16 protein-coding genes and 1 tRNA gene are annotated in these 21,224 nt (G+C 32.7%); 4 read left to right on the forward strand and 13 right to left on the reverse strand.

What is annotated here, in order from left to right:
• The 12 genes from DXU93_RS03180 to DXU93_RS03235 form a co-directional block, all read right to left on the reverse strand.
• Positions 1–612, reverse strand: a complete 612-nt coding sequence (locus DXU93_RS03180; protein ID WP_116879789.1) for a class I SAM-dependent methyltransferase — start codon at positions 610–612, stop codon at positions 1–3.
• Positions 609–1,589 (reverse strand): glycosyltransferase family 2 protein, encoded by a 981-nt coding sequence (locus DXU93_RS03185; RefSeq protein WP_116879790.1) that lies wholly within the window; start codon positions 1,587–1,589, stop codon positions 609–611. Before DXU93_RS03185 ends, DXU93_RS03180 begins: the two co-directional genes overlap by 4 nt.
• Positions 1,586–2,608, reverse strand: a complete 1,023-nt coding sequence (locus DXU93_RS03190) for a hypothetical protein (RefSeq protein WP_116879791.1) — start codon at positions 2,606–2,608, stop codon at positions 1,586–1,588. The genes DXU93_RS03185 and DXU93_RS03190 overlap by 4 nt, the downstream gene beginning before the upstream one ends.
• Positions 2,609–2,612: 4 nt before the next feature.
• Positions 2,613–4,883, reverse strand: a complete 2,271-nt coding sequence (locus DXU93_RS03195) for a glycosyltransferase (protein ID WP_116879792.1) — start codon at positions 4,881–4,883, stop codon at positions 2,613–2,615.
• A gap of 8 nt (positions 4,884–4,891) precedes the next feature.
• Entirely contained in the window at positions 4,892–5,623 is a 732-nt protein-coding gene (locus DXU93_RS03200; protein ID WP_116879793.1) for a glycosyltransferase family 25 protein, read from the reverse strand.
• Positions 5,616–7,337, reverse strand: a complete 1,722-nt coding sequence (locus DXU93_RS03205; protein ID WP_116879794.1) for a class I SAM-dependent methyltransferase — start codon at positions 7,335–7,337, stop codon at positions 5,616–5,618. Before DXU93_RS03205 ends, DXU93_RS03200 begins: the two co-directional genes overlap by 8 nt.
• Complete coding sequence (locus tag DXU93_RS03210) at positions 7,337–8,599, reverse strand: O-antigen ligase family protein (RefSeq protein ID WP_116879795.1); 1,263 nt, start codon at positions 8,597–8,599, stop codon at positions 7,337–7,339. The genes DXU93_RS03205 and DXU93_RS03210 overlap by 1 nt, the downstream gene beginning before the upstream one ends.
• Positions 8,599–9,684 carry a glycosyltransferase gene (locus tag DXU93_RS03215; protein ID WP_116879796.1) on the reverse strand — a complete coding sequence of 362 codons (1,086 nt, stop codon included), beginning with the start codon at positions 9,682–9,684 and terminating at the stop codon, positions 8,599–8,601. The genes DXU93_RS03210 and DXU93_RS03215 overlap by 1 nt, the downstream gene beginning before the upstream one ends.
• Positions 9,685–10,506, reverse strand: a complete 822-nt coding sequence (locus DXU93_RS03220; protein WP_123776029.1) for a glycosyltransferase — start codon at positions 10,504–10,506, stop codon at positions 9,685–9,687.
• A gap of 675 nt (positions 10,507–11,181) precedes the next feature.
• Positions 11,182–11,254: transfer RNA gene (locus DXU93_RS03225), tRNA-Met, on the reverse strand.
• A 202-nt stretch (positions 11,255–11,456) separates the two neighbouring features.
• On the reverse strand, positions 11,457–12,935 hold the full coding sequence (gene cysS, locus DXU93_RS03230) for a cysteine--tRNA ligase (protein ID WP_116879798.1): 1,479 nt from the start codon (positions 12,933–12,935) through the stop codon (positions 11,457–11,459).
• Between the two features lie 126 nt (positions 12,936–13,061).
• Positions 13,062–14,018, reverse strand: coding sequence for an NAD-dependent epimerase/dehydratase family protein (locus DXU93_RS03235; RefSeq protein WP_116879799.1), 957 nt, complete (start codon positions 14,016–14,018; stop codon positions 13,062–13,064).
• A 361-nt stretch (positions 14,019–14,379) separates the two neighbouring features.
• Here DXU93_RS03235 and DXU93_RS03240 point away from each other — a divergent pair, with 361 nt between their 5' ends.
• The 4 genes from DXU93_RS03240 (at position 14,380) to DXU93_RS03255 (ending at position 18,976) form a co-directional block, all read left to right on the forward strand.
• Complete coding sequence (locus DXU93_RS03240) at positions 14,380–15,540, forward strand: homogentisate 1,2-dioxygenase (protein ID WP_116879800.1); 1,161 nt, start codon at positions 14,380–14,382, stop codon at positions 15,538–15,540.
• Positions 15,541–15,577: 37 nt separating this feature from the next.
• Positions 15,578–16,738, forward strand: coding sequence for a 4-hydroxyphenylpyruvate dioxygenase (hppD, locus tag DXU93_RS03245; protein WP_116879801.1), 1,161 nt, complete (start codon positions 15,578–15,580; stop codon positions 16,736–16,738).
• Between the two features lie 98 nt (positions 16,739–16,836).
• Entirely contained in the window at positions 16,837–17,709 is an 873-nt protein-coding gene (locus DXU93_RS03250; RefSeq protein ID WP_116879802.1) for a hypothetical protein, read from the forward strand.
• Positions 17,699–18,976 carry a M28 family metallopeptidase gene (locus tag DXU93_RS03255; protein ID WP_116879803.1) on the forward strand — a complete coding sequence of 426 codons (1,278 nt, stop codon included), beginning with the start codon at positions 17,699–17,701 and terminating at the stop codon, positions 18,974–18,976. Before DXU93_RS03250 ends, DXU93_RS03255 begins: the two co-directional genes overlap by 11 nt.
• A gap of 202 nt (positions 18,977–19,178) precedes the next feature.
• Here the strand turns inward: DXU93_RS03255 and DXU93_RS03260 are convergent, their stop codons facing one another.
• Positions 19,179–20,861 (reverse strand): LamG-like jellyroll fold domain-containing protein, encoded by a 1,683-nt coding sequence (locus DXU93_RS03260; protein ID WP_116879804.1) that lies wholly within the window; start codon positions 20,859–20,861, stop codon positions 19,179–19,181.
• Between the last annotated feature and the right edge of the window lie 363 nt (positions 20,862–21,224).

Consider the following 21,224-nt stretch of genomic DNA (forward strand, 5'->3'; position numbering starts at 1 on the left):
TTAATCCTTAATTTGTTGCAACATTACATCACAAAACATATTTGGATGCAATGCAAAAAAGAGCATTTCAAAATTATGTTCTGTCATAAATTCATTTGTCGCTTGAACCACACCATACTCTTCCTTCGTGAAATGATCATATTCGATATAATCATTCATAATAATTATCCCTCCAGGTTTTAGCGTTCTATATGCTTCTTTAAGGTCTTTGACTACCGAATTGTAATCGTGTGCAGCATCAATATAAATCCAATCGAAATAATGATCTTCAAAAATATTTAACATGTTCCACGAGAGTCCTTTCATCACCCTTACTTTTTCTCCGTGGACATTGAATTTGTCCCTGATATAAGCTTCATGATTCTTTTTGGTGAATCGTTTTTTATGGTCATAGTCGTTAGAATAATAAGTGTCGATTAAAACGAGTTCAGAAGGCTCTGTTTCCGCCAAAAGATGTTCAGACCAATCCCCTCCTAACACTCCAATTTCGGCACCTATACCATTTTTAGGGAGGTGTTTCAATAGATGAAATCTGTCAGATAAAACTCTTGCATTTTTAACGTGTTTCTCTTGAAGTCTGGTGACTGGTTTAATTGTATTTTGACTTTTCATTTTAATTTTTTTAGTTTGAATAGTTTACCCAATTTCAAAAACCATTTTGGTAAGTATTCGTATTGAGATAAATGCCAATTGGTTATTTTTTTTATTTCGGTTTCATACCATGTAACAAGCTCTTTTTTTTCAGTTTCGAAATTACTCATCTTGTGGGTTAAAGCAATTATCAATTCATCTTCAAACTTAGGAAAAAGACCAGGGTCAACTTCTTGGCGCTTGATATAGATACGATTTTTTTGAAGAATAATTTGCTCTTTTCTTTCTCTATTGAAGGAGTCGTAAACACTCGTGGCAGTATTGGGAATTACACTTTTATAATTATGTTTGGTAGCGGTAATATAAGAATTACTGTTGAGTGCATCCCAGGGGGTTTCTTGATCTGTAAAACCAGCTTTTGCACAACGAGCAGTATAATCCACATGTCCCATTCCTCTATACCCGAAGGAAGCAACGTCCATATAACCGACTTTATCAATTATGTTTGGTGTGATGGTGTAAAAGAATCCATGTGCATGCATTTTAGGTACACGACCGATTAACGCATGTTTCTTTGATGTTTTTGGTTTATGCAAAAATTGTTCAGTACTCCAATTTTCGTCGCAGAAAACTAAGTGATGATTTCCTGAGTTTATGGCTGTATCATAATATAAATGATCCCATCCAGGTTTCAAGAATGAAATGTCATCATCTATTTTAAAACAGAAATCAAATTGAATTTGCTCCAAATAGTTCAAGATTGTATTCACTTGTTGATGAACACCAATACGGTTGTTTTTCAGAACAGTTATTTCACAATTATTCAATTTAAGCTGAGAGAGGTATTCTAAGGTTCCATCGTTTGAGCCATCGTCAGCAATAACAAGGTGCCAGACAACATTTGTTGACCGGGTTCTATTCCAAGAATCGAGACATTCTTTTAAATACTCAATTCTATTGTAAGTTGTTATGGCTAATATTAAAGACAGTTTATTCATCTAAATTGTTCTGGATAAATCTCTTTAAATAAATCAAGCATATTAATCCAATGATTTAAATATGAATAATCGAAAATTGATTTTTGTTGAGCTTTAATTATTTTGCGTTTCTCTTTCTCATTTAAATTGGTGACTAAATCAATTCCCTCATCCCAAGATTTAAAATTGACAAAAGAGTCTTTTAAGATATGTTTGAAAGCTTTGGTGTCTGTAAGTGTTAATACACCATAAGTAATTGATTTAAATATTCTACATTGTAAATAGTCTGAAGCATCATGTCCTATTGCTCCGATAGATGTTGAAACTATTGATTTTCTCAAAAAACTAATCTCTTCTTCTTCTGTCATCTTAGTTCGAACATTGAATTCTAAACCTTTAGAATCTAATAGTTCATTTAATTTTTTTATTTTGAAATAATTTCCATTCAACTTTCCTTCTTTATCTCCCCAAATTGTCCCTGCGAAATTAACTTGATTCGTCTTCGCAGTAACAGGTGAAAGCATTTTTGAAGGTAGAATTGGAAACCCCCAGGGCTGAAGAATTGATCTGTCAGAACTACTTGTCAAGACAAAAGGTCTTATTTCTTTAAATGATACTCCTTTTTGAATTAAATCTTTCTTATATCCATTTCTATATTCATATAATTTTATATACTTAATATTCTTATCCAGCCAGTGTTCAGGAAGTTTTATAGAATTATGATAAATATAAAAGCAATCTAACCTAGGTTTATCAATTTTTAATGACTCATAATTTGAAATTAGATGAGTATCTGGAATCATAATTAAATCATTTGGTTCTATGAGGTCATTACTGGCTTCTTCATTCTCAAGCCAAACAATATCAATGTCAATATTCTGTTTAAAAAAAGAATAATATCCTTGGTGTATATAGTAATGAGAGTGTCTAGGCGATTTGTAACCCCACAAGACCAGTCTGTTGAAACACTTAAGCTGTTTCGAAAGCTTATTAGTTAAAGCTCGCTCTTTGATTAATTTTTTATTTAGTCTAAAATTCATATACTTATTTTAAATATCTAAAAATCCCTCCAATTTTTAAAAACCATTTTGGTAAATGTTCATAGGTTCGGGCATACCAATTTATTGAGTTTTGTTTCTCTTTTAATTCGAATTTTTGTTGTTGAATTATTGATAAATATTCTTTCTCTTTTTTTAAATAAATCTGATTAACATCATTTGAATTGGAAACTTCATCAGTATTTATTTCATTGAGCAATAACTCTATTTGATTGTCTATATTCTGTTGGAATAAAATTAAGTTTTCAAATTCGACTTCATCAATTTTATATCCAACCTTAGGAGTAATGCCATTTTCTATAGATGAGTTGATAATTGTCTTTGTTATAGTAAATGCTTCTTTTGATCCTAATAAATATGTTAGACTAACATCTGTAACTTTAATAAAATCAATGTAGTGTTGTATAAAGCTGTTTAATTGAGAATGAGAAAATAAGTCTTTTCTAAGCTTGAAATTATAAGCGATATTTTCAAATGATAAATTTAAAAATTGCTCTTTTAAAAATTCATCTATTTCATTTTCGTTTTTATTAAAGCGTTCATATAAACTTGTGAGTGCATAAAATACAGAACTAACATGTTTGTCTGAAACTCCTTGAGTTACTCCTTTTTTGTTCAAATAATAGCTATATAGTTTTTGATCTAGTATAATAACATTTTTACATTTAAAGCAAGCATATGGTATAGTACTAAGGTCTTGATGATGAATCCAAGGATCGAATTGAATATTATTTTCCAGCCAGATAGATCTTTTAAATACTTTATTCCATGGAGCTGGATTAATAACTGAATCTGAAATTAGTTCGAAAATTTCACTCCCAGTGTAGTTTTTCTTATTAAGGTTTTGAATTTTTACACTTGACCATGCATAACTATAGTCAGAATTTAAAACTGAAAAAGGGTGTATAATTAAATCAGGATCATTGTTCTCTTTTATTGTAGATGCTGCTATCTCTAGAAGATTTTCATCAGGAATATCATCTATATCATGAAATATAACATAATCACCTTTAGCATGCCTTAAACCAATATTTCTTGCAACTCCTGCTCCAAAATTAGATAATGTTTGAATGATACTAATGTTATTGAAATTGTCTTTTTGATTTAACAATAGGTTTAATGAATTATCATCACTACAGTCTTCTACAAATATGATTTCAAAAAGATTAGGATTTTGAGTTGTAAAACTAGCTGTGAATTTAGAAATGAAATTCTCGGCGTTAAATACTGGTACTATAATGCTAATTAAAGGAGTCAAGTGAGAGCTAATAGGATATACAACACTGAATAAGTTATTCAATATTTTATTAACTTCTCTTAAATTATTTAATTGAACTGCTTCTGTAATTAATCTATTAAAAAATGATTTTGCTAATGGTGATTTAAAATTTAAAGATTGTTGGTGCTCACAAATAAATGAATCAATACGTTCAATAGCCAAAGAAAACAGATGCTTATTTAATGACCAAGACTTCAAGAGGTATTCCCATCGATTAAAGAAGAAATTTGAAAATATACTTTTATCAATAATTTTTTCATTAAGAGTATATAGTACATCAGAAATGTCTTCAATATGCTTAGGTTTAGTGTCTTGTCTAGTAATTGAATTTCCATCTTGCCTATAAAATAGATATGACTCATTCAGAAAAAGAATATCTTTAGAGTTTTGAAATGCTTGCGGTGTATACTCTAAGTCTTCATAATAACGATGCAATGGAAATTTAATGTTTTTAAGTACTTCAGCATTAAAAATTTTATTCCATGCCGCAGGAGTAATTTTATCTAAAGATAAGTCCTCTAGCCCTTCCTTACCTGAAATAATATGTTTTGACTTATCAGGTAAATAGCTCCATGTAATATTTCCATTTTTTATTGCTTTAAAACCAAAAACGAAAGTGTCAACTTCAGGATTCTTAGTTAAATGGGCGATTATTTTTTCGATGGATAGTTCGGCATACCAATCATCTGAATCTATGAAGGTAATAAACTTTCCATTTGCAGCTTTTATTCCAGTATTTCTTGCCCCTCCTAAACCTAAATTTTCTTCATGACTTATTATTCTCGCATTTAAAATTGATTTTTTTATGAATTTTTCTGCTATCATTTTTGAATTGTCAGGTGATTTATCATCGACTAAGATTAACTCGACCTGTTTGAGGGCCAAGACATCATTTTTCAAAATTGATTCCAAACACTCTCCGATATAAGTTTCAACATTATACATCGGAATAATTATTGTTAATAAATAGTTAGTCATAATATTATTTAGCAGTTAAAATTATCAAGTTTCCACTTCATTTTTTCACTATGTAACTTAAGATTTCTTGATGATCTAATTGAGCTATTTGATACATCGGCAATTACAATATTTGGAAAGGCAACAAAACAATTTTCTGGATATTTCTCATATATCTGGCCTAATGGCATATTATCAAATGGAGTTTCCATTTTTTGGATTTCTCTTAAAATATCCTTGTAACATGAATTATGAATTCCAATCGCAAATGAACCACATGTCTTTAATTTTATTGGCGAATAATAAGGAGTCGATACTTCTCTTTCTGAGATTCCATAATCAGAAGCTCCAAAAAGTATTACTTTCCAATTTTTTGAATTAATCTTTTGTATAAATTTCTTTGCTTTTCGATCAAAATCATTATCAAACAAACAGTCATTATCAAATATGAGAATGTTATCATACTTAAATTTTATAGCTTGTTTAATTAGTGCTTCCATTGTTTTTAAATAACCAAATGCTCCTCGACTCTCAATGAATTTTTTTCTATACTGTTTTTCAAGGTAAGTTGATTTTGGACGTTTTGTATATAATTCCCATATTTTATCATATTCCTTCGATCTTCCGTTTACAGCATTAAAAATGGTATAGTCTATATTTACATGTTTCATTTTTTTTTCTATTTGAGCTAACTTTTCTTGTTCAATAGACATATTCAAAACAAATGTTTTCTCAAAAAAGCCGTTTATGACGCTATTCATTTTCTATTATTTTTAAAGTGAAATATCCTTTATGTGATGAATGTTTTATCTTTTTTCTTTTGAAAGAGGTTTCCCATTTTGATGCTATTTTTGCTTCTTCATCTCTATCGCCATCATCTAAAAATAAGACCGTATCATTATTTAAGTGTTTTATTAATAGGGGGAGTGCGGGATATCTGGCCATATACTGTGTGATTCCAGGAGGGCCATCTACACATACCAATGATATGTCGCTTGGAAAGCAAATCTTGGAGATATCATACCATAACCATTTATCCCCATTAATATCGTATTCAATTAATGGACAGTAATATAATTCACAGTATTCTTCTAGTTGATGAAACTTAATTAGCGCTTTTGTTTTCTTATAATACTCCAATGAATGTTCCAGAGAAATAACTTTACCATTACCGTTTTGTTTAACTCCATAGCCCATTAATATTGTAGAAATACCACTTCCAATATCAATTACTGAACCTTTTCCTATTTCTAAAAGAGTTGATAATGTTGCATGTGCAAAGTCTGAACTAACTCTCCAATCGTGCATAATAGGTAAAGGAGCAATGGGTTTTATAGTCTCATGTATTGAAATTAAAGCATCTAATCTGTCATAAATAATGTTAAGCTGTTTTCTTATTTGATAATCAAAGTGATTTTTTTGGTTTTGACTATGATGTGAAAAATGATTTTCAATGGCTAATTCTAAATCAGATCTATATTGTTCAATGTCTTGTTTTAATGAGTGAAAATCAAATGTTGAAGAGTTTATTTTTTCTTTAAATAAGTCAATCGTATTGTGAATTTTGTCTACAATCAATGACAACTCATCTTCTTTTGAATTCAATTGGTGAATGAAGCTCTGATTAAGCTTTTCTATTTCTTTATTGAAAATCGTTTTTAAACTTCTAATTTCCTCTTTATTCTTATCTATATTCTGATTTGTAGACTCAATGCCTAATTTCAAAGAATTGTTTTCAGTATTTGCCTTAGTGAATTCAAATAGTAGTTGATGTGTTTTAGTGTCGACTTCTGATGTTATGTGTTTAAGAAGTTCATAATTCATTGCAATTTCATGAATAGAATGCTCAGACAATTTTTTGATTCTACCCAATATTTCTACTATTGCTATAAGCTCTTTTTTATTAAATATGTCGTTTTTATTAGCTTGTTCTTTTAGTGAATTAACCGCATCTAAAATAGCCGTTGTATTTTTTTCTTGAGTATGCTTTAGTCTATCAAGGATTTCAAACTCCAATTTATTTATCAGTTCTAGATTTTTATTTTCTAATTTTTCAATTCTTTCTAGAGTACTATTATTTGTTTTTGTGATGTCTGAAGAAAGCTTCATTTGCTCTGATTCTATTTTGTTGAGCATTATATCTTTAAAATTCGTAAAACTCTCTTTTGTTGCTTTTTTGCTGAGTAGAATATCGTTTTCTAACTTTTCAATCCTATCAATTGTGCTGTTATTTGTTCTTGTGATCTCTTTAGAAAGTTTTATTTGCTCAGTTTCAACATTGTGAAAATTTTCATTAATCCACTTGTAAACAGTGATGATGAGGTAAATAATACAGAGTAATAATTCTGAAATAACAAAAGTTGAAAACAAGTTGAAAAGTTGCGTTCCATAATAGAAACCTGCGAGGTGAATTGCTAAGTTAAGCACTGTAAGCGATAGCAGTATTGCTTTTGTATGTTGGTAGATTGTTTTCATTATTGCTTAATTTTTTTTGATAATTCAGGACTAAAATAGACCAAAATGCTTAAGGTGAGGCTGATAAAAACTACCCCTTGATTTCTACCAAGAATGTTCTCTGTTAAACCGGTAATTAGATAAATGAATATAAATCCAAAAAGTAACCAGTGTTTCTTTTTTAGAGAAATACGTAGAAAGTAGAGTAGGTGACCTAAGTAAGCCAAGAAACCAATAATTCCACCGATCAAAGCAAAGTGTAGGTATTGGTTGTGGGTGTTATAATTGCTAGACTTTGCTAAAATGAAGTTCTTATCTTCATAGATATTATAAAGCTCTTGTTGTCCATCGCCAATACCGTGTCCGAAAATAGGTTTCAATTGTATTGCATCGATTGAACATTCCCAAATTGCAAGGCGTGTATTAAGACCATTCCAATTTTCTTTTTTAATTTCTCCATTAAAGTGGTTGATTGGATTTGGGTTGTCAAATCTGTATTCCACATGTTGAATACTTTGAAATCTTTTGAGGACTTTAGGAAAAGAAAATAACATTACAAATGCCAAAACAATAAAACCTGTAGCGAAGATGAGGACCTGAATTCTATTGAGAAAGCTGATCATAAACAATATTGCAAAAGCAAGGATCATTAAAACTGTTAAGGCAATTGCAATACGACTTGCCAATAAATATTGGGTGCTGACGAGTAAAATGAAAGAAGTTACTCCAAGAATTTTTGTGCTGGTATTCCGAATTTCTCCTTTCTTCCATAAAATGAATAAGGTAAGAAGTGCCACATTGATGAAAAAACCATAGTAGACTGCTTGTTTGTCTAGAATCGACACCAAATTGTCATTATAAAATAACCCTGTATCTTGAACCTCAAGGTATGTGAAGTATTGTTGTATAAATCCTAAGACGGGCAAAAAAGCAACAAGAAATACTAAGCTTTTTAGAAATATTATAATGTCTTTTCTTTCAATCTTGATTAATCCAATGATGATAGGAAAAATGAGAAGTGAAATACCTATTTCTAAACTCTTCCAAGCACTATGTAGATCTTCAGATGTTGCCATAGAAAGAGCATAAATAAGAAAAGGAATTAACAGCATCCAGAATGACTTGTTCCTGACTAATAAAGTGATTCTTTCCTTAAGATTGCCTTGGGTTAAAACGAATAGAAAGATCAGCAAAGTAAATATTCCTGTAAAGTACATTAAAGGCAATAGATGCATTGCTAGTAAGACAATGAGTAGTGATATGACAAGTCTAGATTTGGTCATTATTTTGTTTTACCACGAATTAATTCATTATATAAATCTCTGTATTCCTTAGCACATCTATAATTGCTGTAGTTTTCGTATGTTTTTTCTGCATTTTCAGACATCAATGCTAGTTGTTGAGGATTGTTTTTAAGGATGTTGATATGCTCAACGGCTTCTTGCACTGTATTAAAAGTATATCCATTTTTTCCTTCGTTTACTAAATCTATATTTCCTACAGATTGTTTCAATAATAAAGGAAGTTTAAAGAACATTGCTTCAATGCATGAAAGCGGTAAACCTTCCCATAACGAGGCTGAGAGAAAAAGATCTGCTTTTTCTAAATGATTGAAAACTTCCTTTTTATTGCACCATCCAAGTATGTTGATTTTACTTGAATTCAATATATGTCTGAGTTCACCATCTCCAATCCAATTAAATGAAATTGAGGCATCGTTTTCAAAATGCTTCACGATTTCATTTACAACAGATGGGTTTTTCTGAGTTGTAATTTTACCATTAATCACTACAGTGAAAACCTTGTTTGCTTGTTTAGGTTTTTCTTCATTGTTATGAGCAATCGTTACTCCATTTCGAATGATTCTAGATTCAATTCCAATTTTCTTATATGCTTGATGTTCTGAAGGTGAACAGCTAACGATGTTAACCCCAAACCTACTAATGCATTGCTCTATAAATTTGAATATTTTCACTTTATATTGAGGAACATCAGTCCTTAAAAAGGAAACAGCATTTGGAGTATAAACAACATTTTTCCTCCCTTTGATAAAACTCCAAAAACCTCCAATTGCACCTGCCTTTGAAGAATGAAGATGAATAATGTCGAAAGGGTTGTTTTTTAAAAGTTTTCTCAGACTTAAAAAGCTTTTTAAATCCTTTAGGAATCTTAGTTCTCTTTGAGCATTTTTCCAGCGAACAAATTTTACATTATCGCCATATTCATCCATTATAGATTGTAGTTTGCGATTATCATCTCTTTCCCCGTGTATAATGATGTGTTGATCATTTGGCATACCGGCAACCAACTCATGAATAAAGGTGTTTATCCCAGTTGCAAAAGGCTCGACTATGTGGATGATAGTCATTTATGAAAAAACCTTTTTCTTTAATGAAAAAACAAACTTTGCGGGTACTATAAGTAATGCGAGATTATAAAATACACCATAAATTTGGAATATGTCCGTTTTGCCAAAGTTGCGAATGATTTTTAACTTACTTCTGTTTTGACTTTTCCTGTTTTCTACTGAAATCCCTTTTGTGTTATAGTCCACATTAGTCAAAAACTTAGGGATATTTGCCGTTTCGTAATTTTTAGAAATATTGAAGAAATAAGCATAGTCTTCAGCGTCTTCATAGTTGTCTGGGTATTTTCCTATTTCTTTAACCACAGACGTGCGATACATTACAGCCGGATGAATGAAGTTGCATCGCACAGACATCATTCGTTTGATTTTTTTATGATGGATAGGTGGCTTAAATTTGAAAAGCTCATTTTTTGATTCTTGATCAATCCATCTTGCCCAAGAACCTACCAGAGCAGTTTTTGAGTTTTGGTCTAAATATTTTTCTTGTAGGAAAAATCTATTTGCCACGCAGGTGTCACCACAGTCAAGACGAGCAATGAATTCGTATTGATCCAAATCTAATATAATGTCTAGGCCTATATTTAATGCAGTTGCGATTCCTTTGTTCTCTTTCGAAAATACAATTTTGATAGTTGTGTTTTTTGCCGCAATTTTTTGTAATTTCAACAAGTCAGGAACTTGTGAAGGGCTACTTCCGTCATCTACAATTAAAATGTCGATTCCTTTAGAATGATATACGGATTTAATAGATTTTTCTAATCCAATTAAATTATTGTAATGCGGGATTAAAATGACAGTTCTTGTAGTTCGAAGATTACTCATGAATTTGGTGTTATTGACCAATTAAATTTTTATGTATTGGTTGATTAACGGCTGCAAAATTACATAAGTTGGCACAGTTGCCAAATATTATGTACTCGTGGCCTGTTTTTTAGAGTGAAGGTATAATTAATGTCAGCCTGCACACGTGTGTAAGTGTGTGTAAGTGAGAGTTGTATGGATTTGTTTTTGATTCGACTTAAAGTTTGTTAAATAAATCATAATGTTTTTTTATTGAAAAACACGGTAATATTGTTTGGTTAAGAAACTTATTTAACAGGTGGTCTGATCATGTTAAAAACTTGTTATGACTGAGTTTGTATTGGGTAGACTCGAGTAAAAGGATTAAAGATTTTAGTTGGTATTGGTTTCTTTTAAAGGTGTTGAATTTTGTAAGAAAAAGGTTCCTTTAAGTTGATTGAGAAGGGTGGATGATTCTTAACATCTTTCAACAAGGGCAATGATTTTTGTGGGTGAGATGTAGCACTTTTTTAAATTATCAGAAATTTATGCCTAATGCCTAACAATTAGACTTGATCTGATAAAATCAGAAATAGATTTCCTTTTAATAAAATAATTTCTGCATTGATTTTATAGAGTGAGTGTGAGAGATGAGTGCAAAGAGAAAAACCAGAGGATAATGTTCGCTTTCGCTCTCATTTTCTCTCTGGTTTTTAGTAGCGGGGACAGGACTCGAACCTATGACCTTCGGGTTATGAGCCCGACGAGCTACCAACTGCTCCACCCCGCAATATATCTTTATGTAAATTTTATCTAATTCGATGCGCTTGCGTTGCGCTTCCGTATCCAAACGGGTTGCAAATATACGGACATTTTATTGAATTCAAAACATTTCAAATGATTTATTTTAAAATAATTTTTAAAGCAAAGATTACTAGTGTGTTATCTTTTGAGTATTTTTTTGCAATATAAATTGTTCAAGTTTAAATCGCTTATTGTGCTTCCCACTTCGCACCGTCTTTGTCGTCTTTAACAACAATATTTGCTTCTTTTAGTTTGTCACGAATTGCATCAGCAGTTGTCCAGTCTTTGTTTTCACGGGCTTGTTGACGCATTTGAAGTACCAATTCCATCACGGTGTCTAGACTTCCGTTATCTTGTTTTTCTTCAGTGATTTCTTTTAAACCAAGGACATCAAAAGTGAAAGCTTTCATGGCTTTGTCTAGTTTTTCGAAATCAGTTGACGAAATTGTTTCTTTTCCTGCTTTAACTCCTTGAATATATTTAGTTGCTTCAAATAAATGTGAAACTAAAATTGGTGTATTAAAGTCGTCATTCATAGCAGCGTAAAACTTACCAATTAACGCATCAACATCAATTGAAGAATCTCCTTTTGGCGTGATTTCCTTCAAGGATTGGATTGCTTCCATTAATCGGTTGAATCCTTTTTCGGATGCATTTAAAGCCTCAGCGCTAAAATCTAACACACTTGCGTAATGCGCTTGCATCATAAAGAATCGAACAACAATAGGATCATAAGCACGACCAAGAACGTCATTGTTTCCTGAGAAAAGTTCATCAGGAAGTAAAGTGTTTCCAGTCGATTTACTCATTTTCTTACCGTTTAAAGTAAGCATGTTGGCGTGCATCCAATGGTTGACAGGTTTTTCTCCTGTAGCTGCTGTTCCTTGTGCGATTTCACATTCGTGGTGTGGGAATTTTAAATCCATTCCACCTCCGTGAATATCGAAAGTTTCGCCTAAATATTTTGTGCTCATTGCAGAACATTCAAGGTGCCATCCAGGAAAACCTAATCCCCAAGGTGAAGGCCATTTCATGATGTGTTCTGGTTTGGCATTTTTCCAGAGTGCAAAATCTAAAGGAGATTTCTTTTCATCTTGACCATCTAGTGTTCGGGTACCTGAGACTAAATCTTCAATTTTACGTTTCGAAAGTTCACCGTAATTATTGCTTTCGTTGTATTTTTCAACATCAAAATATACTGAACCATTCGATTCATAAGCGAATCCATTGTCAAAAATGTCCATAATCATTTCAATTTGTTCGATGATATGTCCAGTCGCTGTAGGTTCAATGTTTGGAGGAAGATTGTTGAATTGATCCAATACTTTATGGAAATCTAAAGTGTATTGTTGAACAATTTCCATTGGTTCCAGTTGTTCCAATCTTGCTTTTTTGGCAATTTTATCTTCTCCTTCTTCAGCGTCATTTTCTAAATGTCCCGCATCAGTAATATTTCTTACGTAACGAACTTTGTAGCCTAAGTGCAATAGGTAACGATAAACAACGTCAAAAGAAATAAAAGTTCTACAATTTCCTAGGTGAACATTACTGTAAACGGTTGGTCCACATACGTAAAGTCCTACAAAACCATCTAAAATTGATTCAAATACTTCTTTTTCACCTGTAAGGCTATTGTTTATTTTGAGTTCGTTTTCTTTATACAACATTTGTAATTTATTTAGAATGATACTATTGCTAAAATACACAAATTAGTGTGTTTTTTGCTGGAAGATAAATTTGTTCAATGGAACAATAACCTAATTAAGGCTAGATTGTTCAATACATAGCTGTTGCTATTTGTCAAACATCAACTTTGGATCAACATTTTTCAACATCACATCCACCAATTTTGGTAAGTCGAATTCATGTTTCCAATTCCAATCCTCTTGGGCATTTTTGTCATCAATTGATTGCGGCCAAGAGTTGGCGATATCTTGTCTGAAATCAGGTGCGTAATTTATCTTGAAATCAGGAATGTGTTTTTGAATTTCTTCTTTTAAATCCTCAGGTGTAAAGCTAATTCCACCTAGGTTATAAGAGCTATGAACTTTGATGTTTTCTTCTGGAGCTTCCATTAATTCGACAGTTGCTCTTACTGCGTCGTCCATAAACATCATTGGCAACATAGTTTTGTCGTCCACAAATGAAGTGTATTCTGCATTGTGTTTAGCATGATAGAAAATATCCACTGCAAAATCTGTTGTTCCTCCACCTGGTAAAGTTGAATAAGAAATCAATCCAGGGTAGCGAATACTTCTTACGTCAACTCCATGCTTTTCGTGGTACCATGCACACCATTGCTCTCCAGCTTGTTTTGAAATTCCGTAAACTGTACTTGGTTCCATAATCGTGCGTTGTGGAGTGTCTCTTTTCGGAGTTGTAGGTCCAAACACTGCAATTGAACTTGGCCAGAATACTTTTTTGATTAAGCCATCTTTTGCCAATTCAAGTACATTGAACAGTCCTTCCATATTTAGTTTCCAAGCAAATTTAGGGTCTTTTTCTGCTGTTGCCGACAATAATGCCGCAAGTAAGTAGATATCTGTTACTTTTTCTTCCTTTACAACTGAAGTAAGTTTATCGTTATCCAATATGTTTAAAGGAATATATTTTGAGTCACTTAAGGCTTTTGGACACTCTTCTTTAATGTCAGAAGCGATTACAGCATCTTTTCCAAATTTACTTTCCAATAAAAGCACGAGTTCTGTACCAATTTGACCTCCTGCACCGATAACCAATATCTTTTTCATAGCTTACTTTTTTTCTAAATGCGAATATAGTGACTTGCTACGACTAAAGAATTAAAGTTAGGTGATTTTTATTTTGGTGTAAGGCGGTAGGCTGTTCGCTATACGCTATATTGCACACTGCATATTGCCTAAAGCTTAAAGCCTACCACCCAAACAAATTCAAATTCATAATTGAATCATTCGTAATTCGTAATTCAATTTCGTATATTTGTAGAAATAAGAAAAGTCCATAATATGAACGTATTCGGAAGAGTTAAATCTAAACGAAAAGCTTTATTGAAACGCAATCCAGAGTGATTTCATTCTTGTTGACTCGCCTGCCTAAATATTTCAACTTATTTTATAACAAAAAAACGATTTTATGCCGTTTTATACGAAACTTGGTAAGATACCACATAAAAGACACACCACTTTTAAAAAAGAAGAAGGTGGATATCATTATGAGCAACTTTTTGGAACAGAAGGTTTTAGCGGTACAGCATCATTGATGTATCATGTTCATCGTCCAACTATGATTAAAAAGGTTGGAGAAACAATTGATTTGACGCCGAAGGCTGCTTTGGAGAAGTCTGTGACAAGTCAAATGCTGAACGGATTTAAAGTAAATCCAGAGGCGGATTATTTAGAAAGTAGAAAAATTGTAATGTTCAACAACGATTTGAATATAGCCCTTTCTGCACCTGAAGATTCAACAGAAGATTATTTTTATAAAAATGCGGATTCAGACGAAATGATTTTTGTTCATGAAGGAACAGGAACTCTGAAAACGATGTTGGGAAATATACCTTTTGGACCTGGAGATTATTTAATTGTACCAAGAGGAATTATTTATCAGATTCATTTTGATGGAAAAGACAACAGGTTGTTTATTGTTGAGTCATTTTCTCCAATGTACACGCCAAAGAGATACAGAAATAAGTTTGGTCAACTGATGGAGCATTCACCATTTTGTGAACGTGATTTCAGAGCGCCAAGTGAATTAGAAACTCATGATGAAAAAGGAGAGTTTTTGATGAAAATTAAAAAACAAAACGCTTTACATCATGTGACTTATGCTTCTCATCCATTTGATGTTGTAGGTTGGGATGGATATAACTTTCCATACGCTTTTAATATAAAAGATTTTGAGCCAATTACAGGAAGGGTTCATATGCCCCCTCCGATTCATCAAACTTTTGAAGCGCACAATTTTGTGATCTGTTCATTTGTTCCTCGTTTGTATGACTACCATCCAGAGGCAGTTCCAGCACCTTACAATCACAGTAATATAGATTCTGATGAGTTGTTGTACTACGTGGATGGAGACTTTATGTCAAGAAATCATGTTGAAAAAGGATTTATCTCCTTACATCCAATGGGAATTCCTCATGGACCACACCCAGGAGCGATGGAAAAAAGTATAGGTAAAAAAGAGACTGGTGAAACAGCAGTAATGGTGGATACTTTCAAACCACTACAATTAACACAAGCGGCCTTAGATATCTGTGATCCAGATTACGCTTACAGTTGGTTGGAAGATTAATAAATAAGGATAAAATAAAAATCAAAATAATATTGCAATGGCAAAAGATGTAAAGAATGTAGAATACGGTTTAGAGAAAATATTTGAGGGAGCTCAAGATTTCTTACCGTTGTTAGGAACTGATTATGTTGAGTTTTATGTAGGAAATGCCAAACAAGCGGCTCACTTTTATAAAACAGCATTTGGATTTCAATCACACTCATATGCCGGTTTAGAAACAGGAGTGAAAGACAGAGCTTCTTATGTTTTGAAACAAGATAAAATTAGAATTGTACTTACAACTGCTTTGAAGAGTGATAGCCCAATTGGTGAGCATGTCAAGAAGCATGGTGACGGTGTTAAAATCGTTGCGTTATGGGTAGAGGATGCACGAAAAGCATACGAAGAAACTACAAAGCGTGGTGCAAAATCTTATATGGAGCCAACAGTAGAGTCTGATGAGCATGGAGAAGTTGTTCGTGCAGGTATCTATACTTACGGAGAAACTGTTCACATGTTTGTTGAGCGTAAAAACTATAAAGGTGATTTCTTGCCAGGATTCGTAAAATGGGAATCAGATTATAACCCAGAGCCAACAGGATTGAAATTCATTGATCACATGGTAGGAAATGTTGGTTGGAATGAAATGAATACTTGGGTAAAATGGTACGAAGATGTGATGGGGTTTGTTAACTTCCTATCATTTGATGACAAGCAGATTCACACTGAATACTCTGCATTGATGTCAAAAGTTATGTCAAACGGAAATGGTCGTATTAAATTCCCAATTAACGAGCCAGCAGAAGGAAACAAGAAGTCTCAAATTGAAGAGTATCTTGACTTTTATGAAGGACCAGGAGTTCAGCATATTGCAGTAGCCACTGACGATATCTTAAAAACAGTTGCGGATTTACGTAGTAGAGGTGTAGAGTTTTTATCTGTTCCGCCACAATCTTACTATGACTTAGTACCAGGTAGATTAGGTGAGTTTGATCACGAATTACAAGAAGATATTGATAAACTTCAAAAATTAGGAATTATGATTGATGCTGATGAAGAAGGTTATTTATTACAAATCTTTACTAAGCCAGTTGAGGATCGTCCAACTTTATTCTTCGAAATTATTCAAAGAATGGGAGCAAAAGGATTTGGTGCTGGTAACTTTAAAGCATTATTCGAATCAATCGAGCGTGAACAAGCCTTGAGAGGTACACTATAATCGATTTACTTTTAATTTTGTTAACACCTTCTTTCATCATTTGGAAGAAGGTGTTGTCTTTTTATTTAAATTTGAACAACAAATAATTTTATCATTTTATGACTTCTCACGATACACTTCAATCCATTAGTTTAAGGTTGAAAGAACTTACAGAACAACTTATGACAGCTAAATTGTCTAAAGAGGAATTAGAAGAGTTTGAAACGCTTTCAAGAAAACTGTACGAAAGAGCGATAGTTCTGAACTACAAAGCAAAGGAAGAAGATGTGTACGGTGGACAAACTGAGCAATCACTAAGTTCTGATTTGTCAGTAGAAGAGGAGGTTGTAGAGGATGTTGCTGAAGAAATTGAAGTAGCACCTGAGGCAGAAACTGTTCAGCCTGTTGAAGAATCAAAACCTGAAGCTATAGAGTCGGTTGAAACAGAAACGCCAACTGATAACGAAGGTAGAGTGCAATTCGATTTTTCTGGTGGATTTGGAACTGAAAAACCTGAACCTGTAGAATCTAACAGAGAAGAGGAGTCAGCAATCGAAGAGTCTAAAGCAGAAGATATCCAAACTCCTCAACATGATGAGGTAGAAGAAAAAATCATTGAAGAGGAAGTAAAGGAAGAGGTTACTGAAGATACAATTGTTGAAGAAAAGGGTATTGATAATGATAAAACAGCAATGTTTTATAAACGATTCTCTAAATATAATCAAGAGGCGAGAGGCGATAAATTAGGAACTTCAAAAATCAATTCTCTTAATGGAGCTATTGGATTAAATGATCGTTTGCAATTTATTAGTGAACTGTTTCAAGGAGATTCGAATGCTTATAATTCTGCAATTGGTCAGTTGGATGAACTAGGAAGTAACGAAGCTGCGTTAATAAAACTAAGTGAAATTGCTGCTCAAAATGAATGGGAAAATGATAGTTCAACAGTGGATGAATTTGCACATTTTATAACACGTAGGTATGTGGACTAAACTGCTTCTATTTATTGGAATCATACTTCCGTTTTTGGTTTTTTCTCAAGAAGATAAGGCTAGAAGAATTACGGAGGTGCTGTGCAGTGACTCACTTTATGGAAGAGGATATTTGCACAATGGAGTCAATAAAGCAGCAGATTTTTTAAAAGATGAGTTTCAAAAATCAGGATTACAACCTTATTTTGGTGATACTTCCTATTTCCAGTCATTTTCTTTTGGTGTAAATACCTTTCCCCATAAAGTTGAATTAAAATCGAAAGATAGAGTCCTAACGCCTGGTAAAGACTTTCTTATCGACCCGTCATCTGGTGGTTTTAAAGGAGATCTTGATTTAGTGCTCATTGATTCAACGATCCTTTATGATGAAGGTTATAGAAACACTAAGTTGAATGAAGTTTTAAATGGCGATAAAAACGGGTTTTATGTTGATTTCGATTCATCTCCGGTGCAAAATGAAGGGCATTTAACATTCCAGTTGAATCAATTATCTGCAATTGGTCCTTTGGTTTATGTAAGCAATCAAAAATTGATGTGGGCTGTTGGTAGGGAGCAGTTTAAAAACCCCGTGTTTTATGTTAAACCTGGATTGTTATCATTTGACGAAGATATTTCGGCAGAAGTTGATGCTAAAATGATATCTCATTTTGAAAGTAGAAATGTAGCTGGATACTTACCAGCTAAAAAACAAACAAAAAATACTAAAACGATAGTATTTACTGCTCATTATGACCATTTAGGTGGAATGGGAACAGAAGTTTCCACCTATTTCCCAGGAGCAAATGATAACGCCAGTGGTACAGCTATGTTGGTTTCTATGGCTGATTATTTTGTTGAAAATCCAAGTGAATACAATATGCTTTTCATTGCCTTTGCAGGTGAAGAGGCAGGTTTACTTGGTTCAGAATATTTTGTAGAGCATACAGAGATCGACCTTTCCGATATAAAATTCTTACTTAACCTAGATATCATGGGAAGTGGAGAAGAGGGAATAACTGCAGTTAATGGACGTATTCATAAAGAGGAATTTGAACTTTTGGAAAGTATCAATGCTGAAAAAGAATATTTAACAAAAGTGAAAGCTCGTGGAGAAACACGAAATAGTGATCATTATCACTTCCACCTGAAGAATGTTCCATCATTTTTCATTTATACAATGGGGCCAAATAAAAATTATCATGATATTTATGATACTTATGATGAATTGACATTTTCTGCGTATAACAATATCATTCATTTAATCGCTGATTTCGTGAAAGAATTATAGGAGGGTGATTGTTTTATGTCATTCTTAAAACTAATTATTCTTTAATGCTGTCTTTTTAGATGCTGACTGTGACATTATAGTGTTTTTTCAGTTCTCAGATTTACATAGCCCCCCCCCTTTTTTAAGCTACAAAAAAACGGGCCCCCAATTAAATGAGTTGACCCGTTTCCTCTATCTACTTATGAAAAGGTAAATTGTGTAGCTATTTAATAATAATCTTTTTTGAACTTATCACACCACTGTCATAGATTATGTTGATGAAGTAAATTCCTTTCTCAAGCTTTTTTAAGTTGAAATTTGTGAATTTATCATCCTTCAATTCTACATTGAAAATCTGTTTACCAGACACATCTGTTACGTTGATGTCTCCAGTGAAAGCTGAATTAAATTCAACTTTAAAACTTCCATTAGATGGATTTGGGTAAATTGAAAATGCATTGTTGTCGTATGTTTTTACACTGACATTGTCGATTGTTAAACAGATGCTTGTGTCTGTACAGTCTCCGTTATCAAGAACAACCTTAAAGCTTCCGTTGTATGTTGGTTCAAACTCTTGATTTGTTGCTCCAGGAATTTCCATTTCAGTATCACAATCAATCCATTGGTAACTAATGTTTGAGCGATCTGCTTTTAAAACACCATGTTCATTCATTGAAACTGTATTTGTTAATGGTACTACATTTAAATCAATTGTAATCGTAGAATCACATCCATTTATATCTTGAAATACTTCGGTGTGTGTTCCTGAAGAAGTGTATGTTTCTCCATTTACATCCCAGTAGTAATTATTACATCCATAAACTGTGAATGTTTCATCATACGGTGTTGTATAAGATAAATCGGTAGCTACAATTGAATCACATCCAGCAGGTGAAGCTCCAAACAATGTGTCGATATAATTCCCTGCAGTTGTATAGGTGTTACTTCCCACTGTTAATGATTCACCGGGGCATAATGTAACTGTTTGTGTGTAATTTGAAATTGTAGCAACTGTTAAATCTAAATTGATAATTGAATCACAACCTTCGATTGAGCCTCCAAAAAGAGTGTCAGAGTATATACCAGTTGAATTATATGTATTTGGCCCTACTGTGATTGAAAATCCAGTACATTCATTTATGGTCATGTTGTTGATGACAGAACCTAAACCTAGCGTTTTTCCAGTTACCCAATTAGAAGTAGTTCCAGTTAAATCGAAATTATTCAATGTACCGTTATACGATGAAACTTCATTTGTCGCAGTTGTTATCGTAGAATTATTACCACCTGCTGTTCCTTCATTTAATTTGAAATAAGCTACTAATCCCTGTGGTGCTCCGCATAATTCAACGTTCATGTGTGAAGATATTTCTTGTTGAGTTCGTGCTGTATTCCAAACCCTTACTTCATCAATTTTTCCATCAAAAGGAATGCTTCCTCCAGAAACACGTTGACCAATTTTTAAATTGTCTCCAAAACTTGGCGTGTTTACTGCAGATAAATTACCAGTTGTAATCTGAGTTCCATTTAAATATACATATCCTATACCATTTTCTAGCACAAATGCTACGTGTGCCCATTGTCCAATAGTGATTACGTTGTTTGCACTTGTTAAGTTACCATTTGTACCACCTGCAATGAAACTTACTTGACCATTTCCTGAAATCATGAATGTATTTCTAGATCCTGCAGAGTTTGTACCATAGTCTAAAATACATTTATTAGAAGTTGGTGCTGCATCTAAGTAAACCCAAGCTTCAAATGTTCTATTTGCAGAACCTAAAACTCCACCATAAGTTGTTTGAATATGATCATTTATACCGTCAAAATGTAATCCATTCTGGGCAGAAAGTGAGAACCCCGTTAAGGCAAATAAAATACTAAGAAAAAAGTGCTTTGTTTTCATAGAATAAATAGTGTTTTGTGTTTCTGCAAACCTAATGAAAGTGTATTGTTTAGACAATTAAATCTATTGATTTACAATGGTTGTAGTCCCATTGTAGACTAGATGGTTAACCTTGTTAATCTTTATTCTTTAGAAATTGTGCTTGTTTATTTGAAGGGTTTATTTGAAATTTATAATAGATGAATAAAAAAGGCGAATAATCCATTATGATATTATTCGCCTTTTTTGTTTTAGGAATGTCCCGTCCTGAAATAGCGATACACTAAAATAGTAGTATAATGACAAAATCAGAAAAGACAGGGTTTCCAAAGCGTACCCAAAAAGATTATTCTCTTTCTTTTAAGCTTCAATTAGTTCAAGAAA

Origin of the sequence: Brumimicrobium aurantiacum (assembly GCF_003402975.1) — a bacterium.
Classification (GTDB): domain Bacteria; phylum Bacteroidota; class Bacteroidia; order Flavobacteriales_D; family Crocinitomicaceae; genus Brumimicrobium; species Brumimicrobium aurantiacum.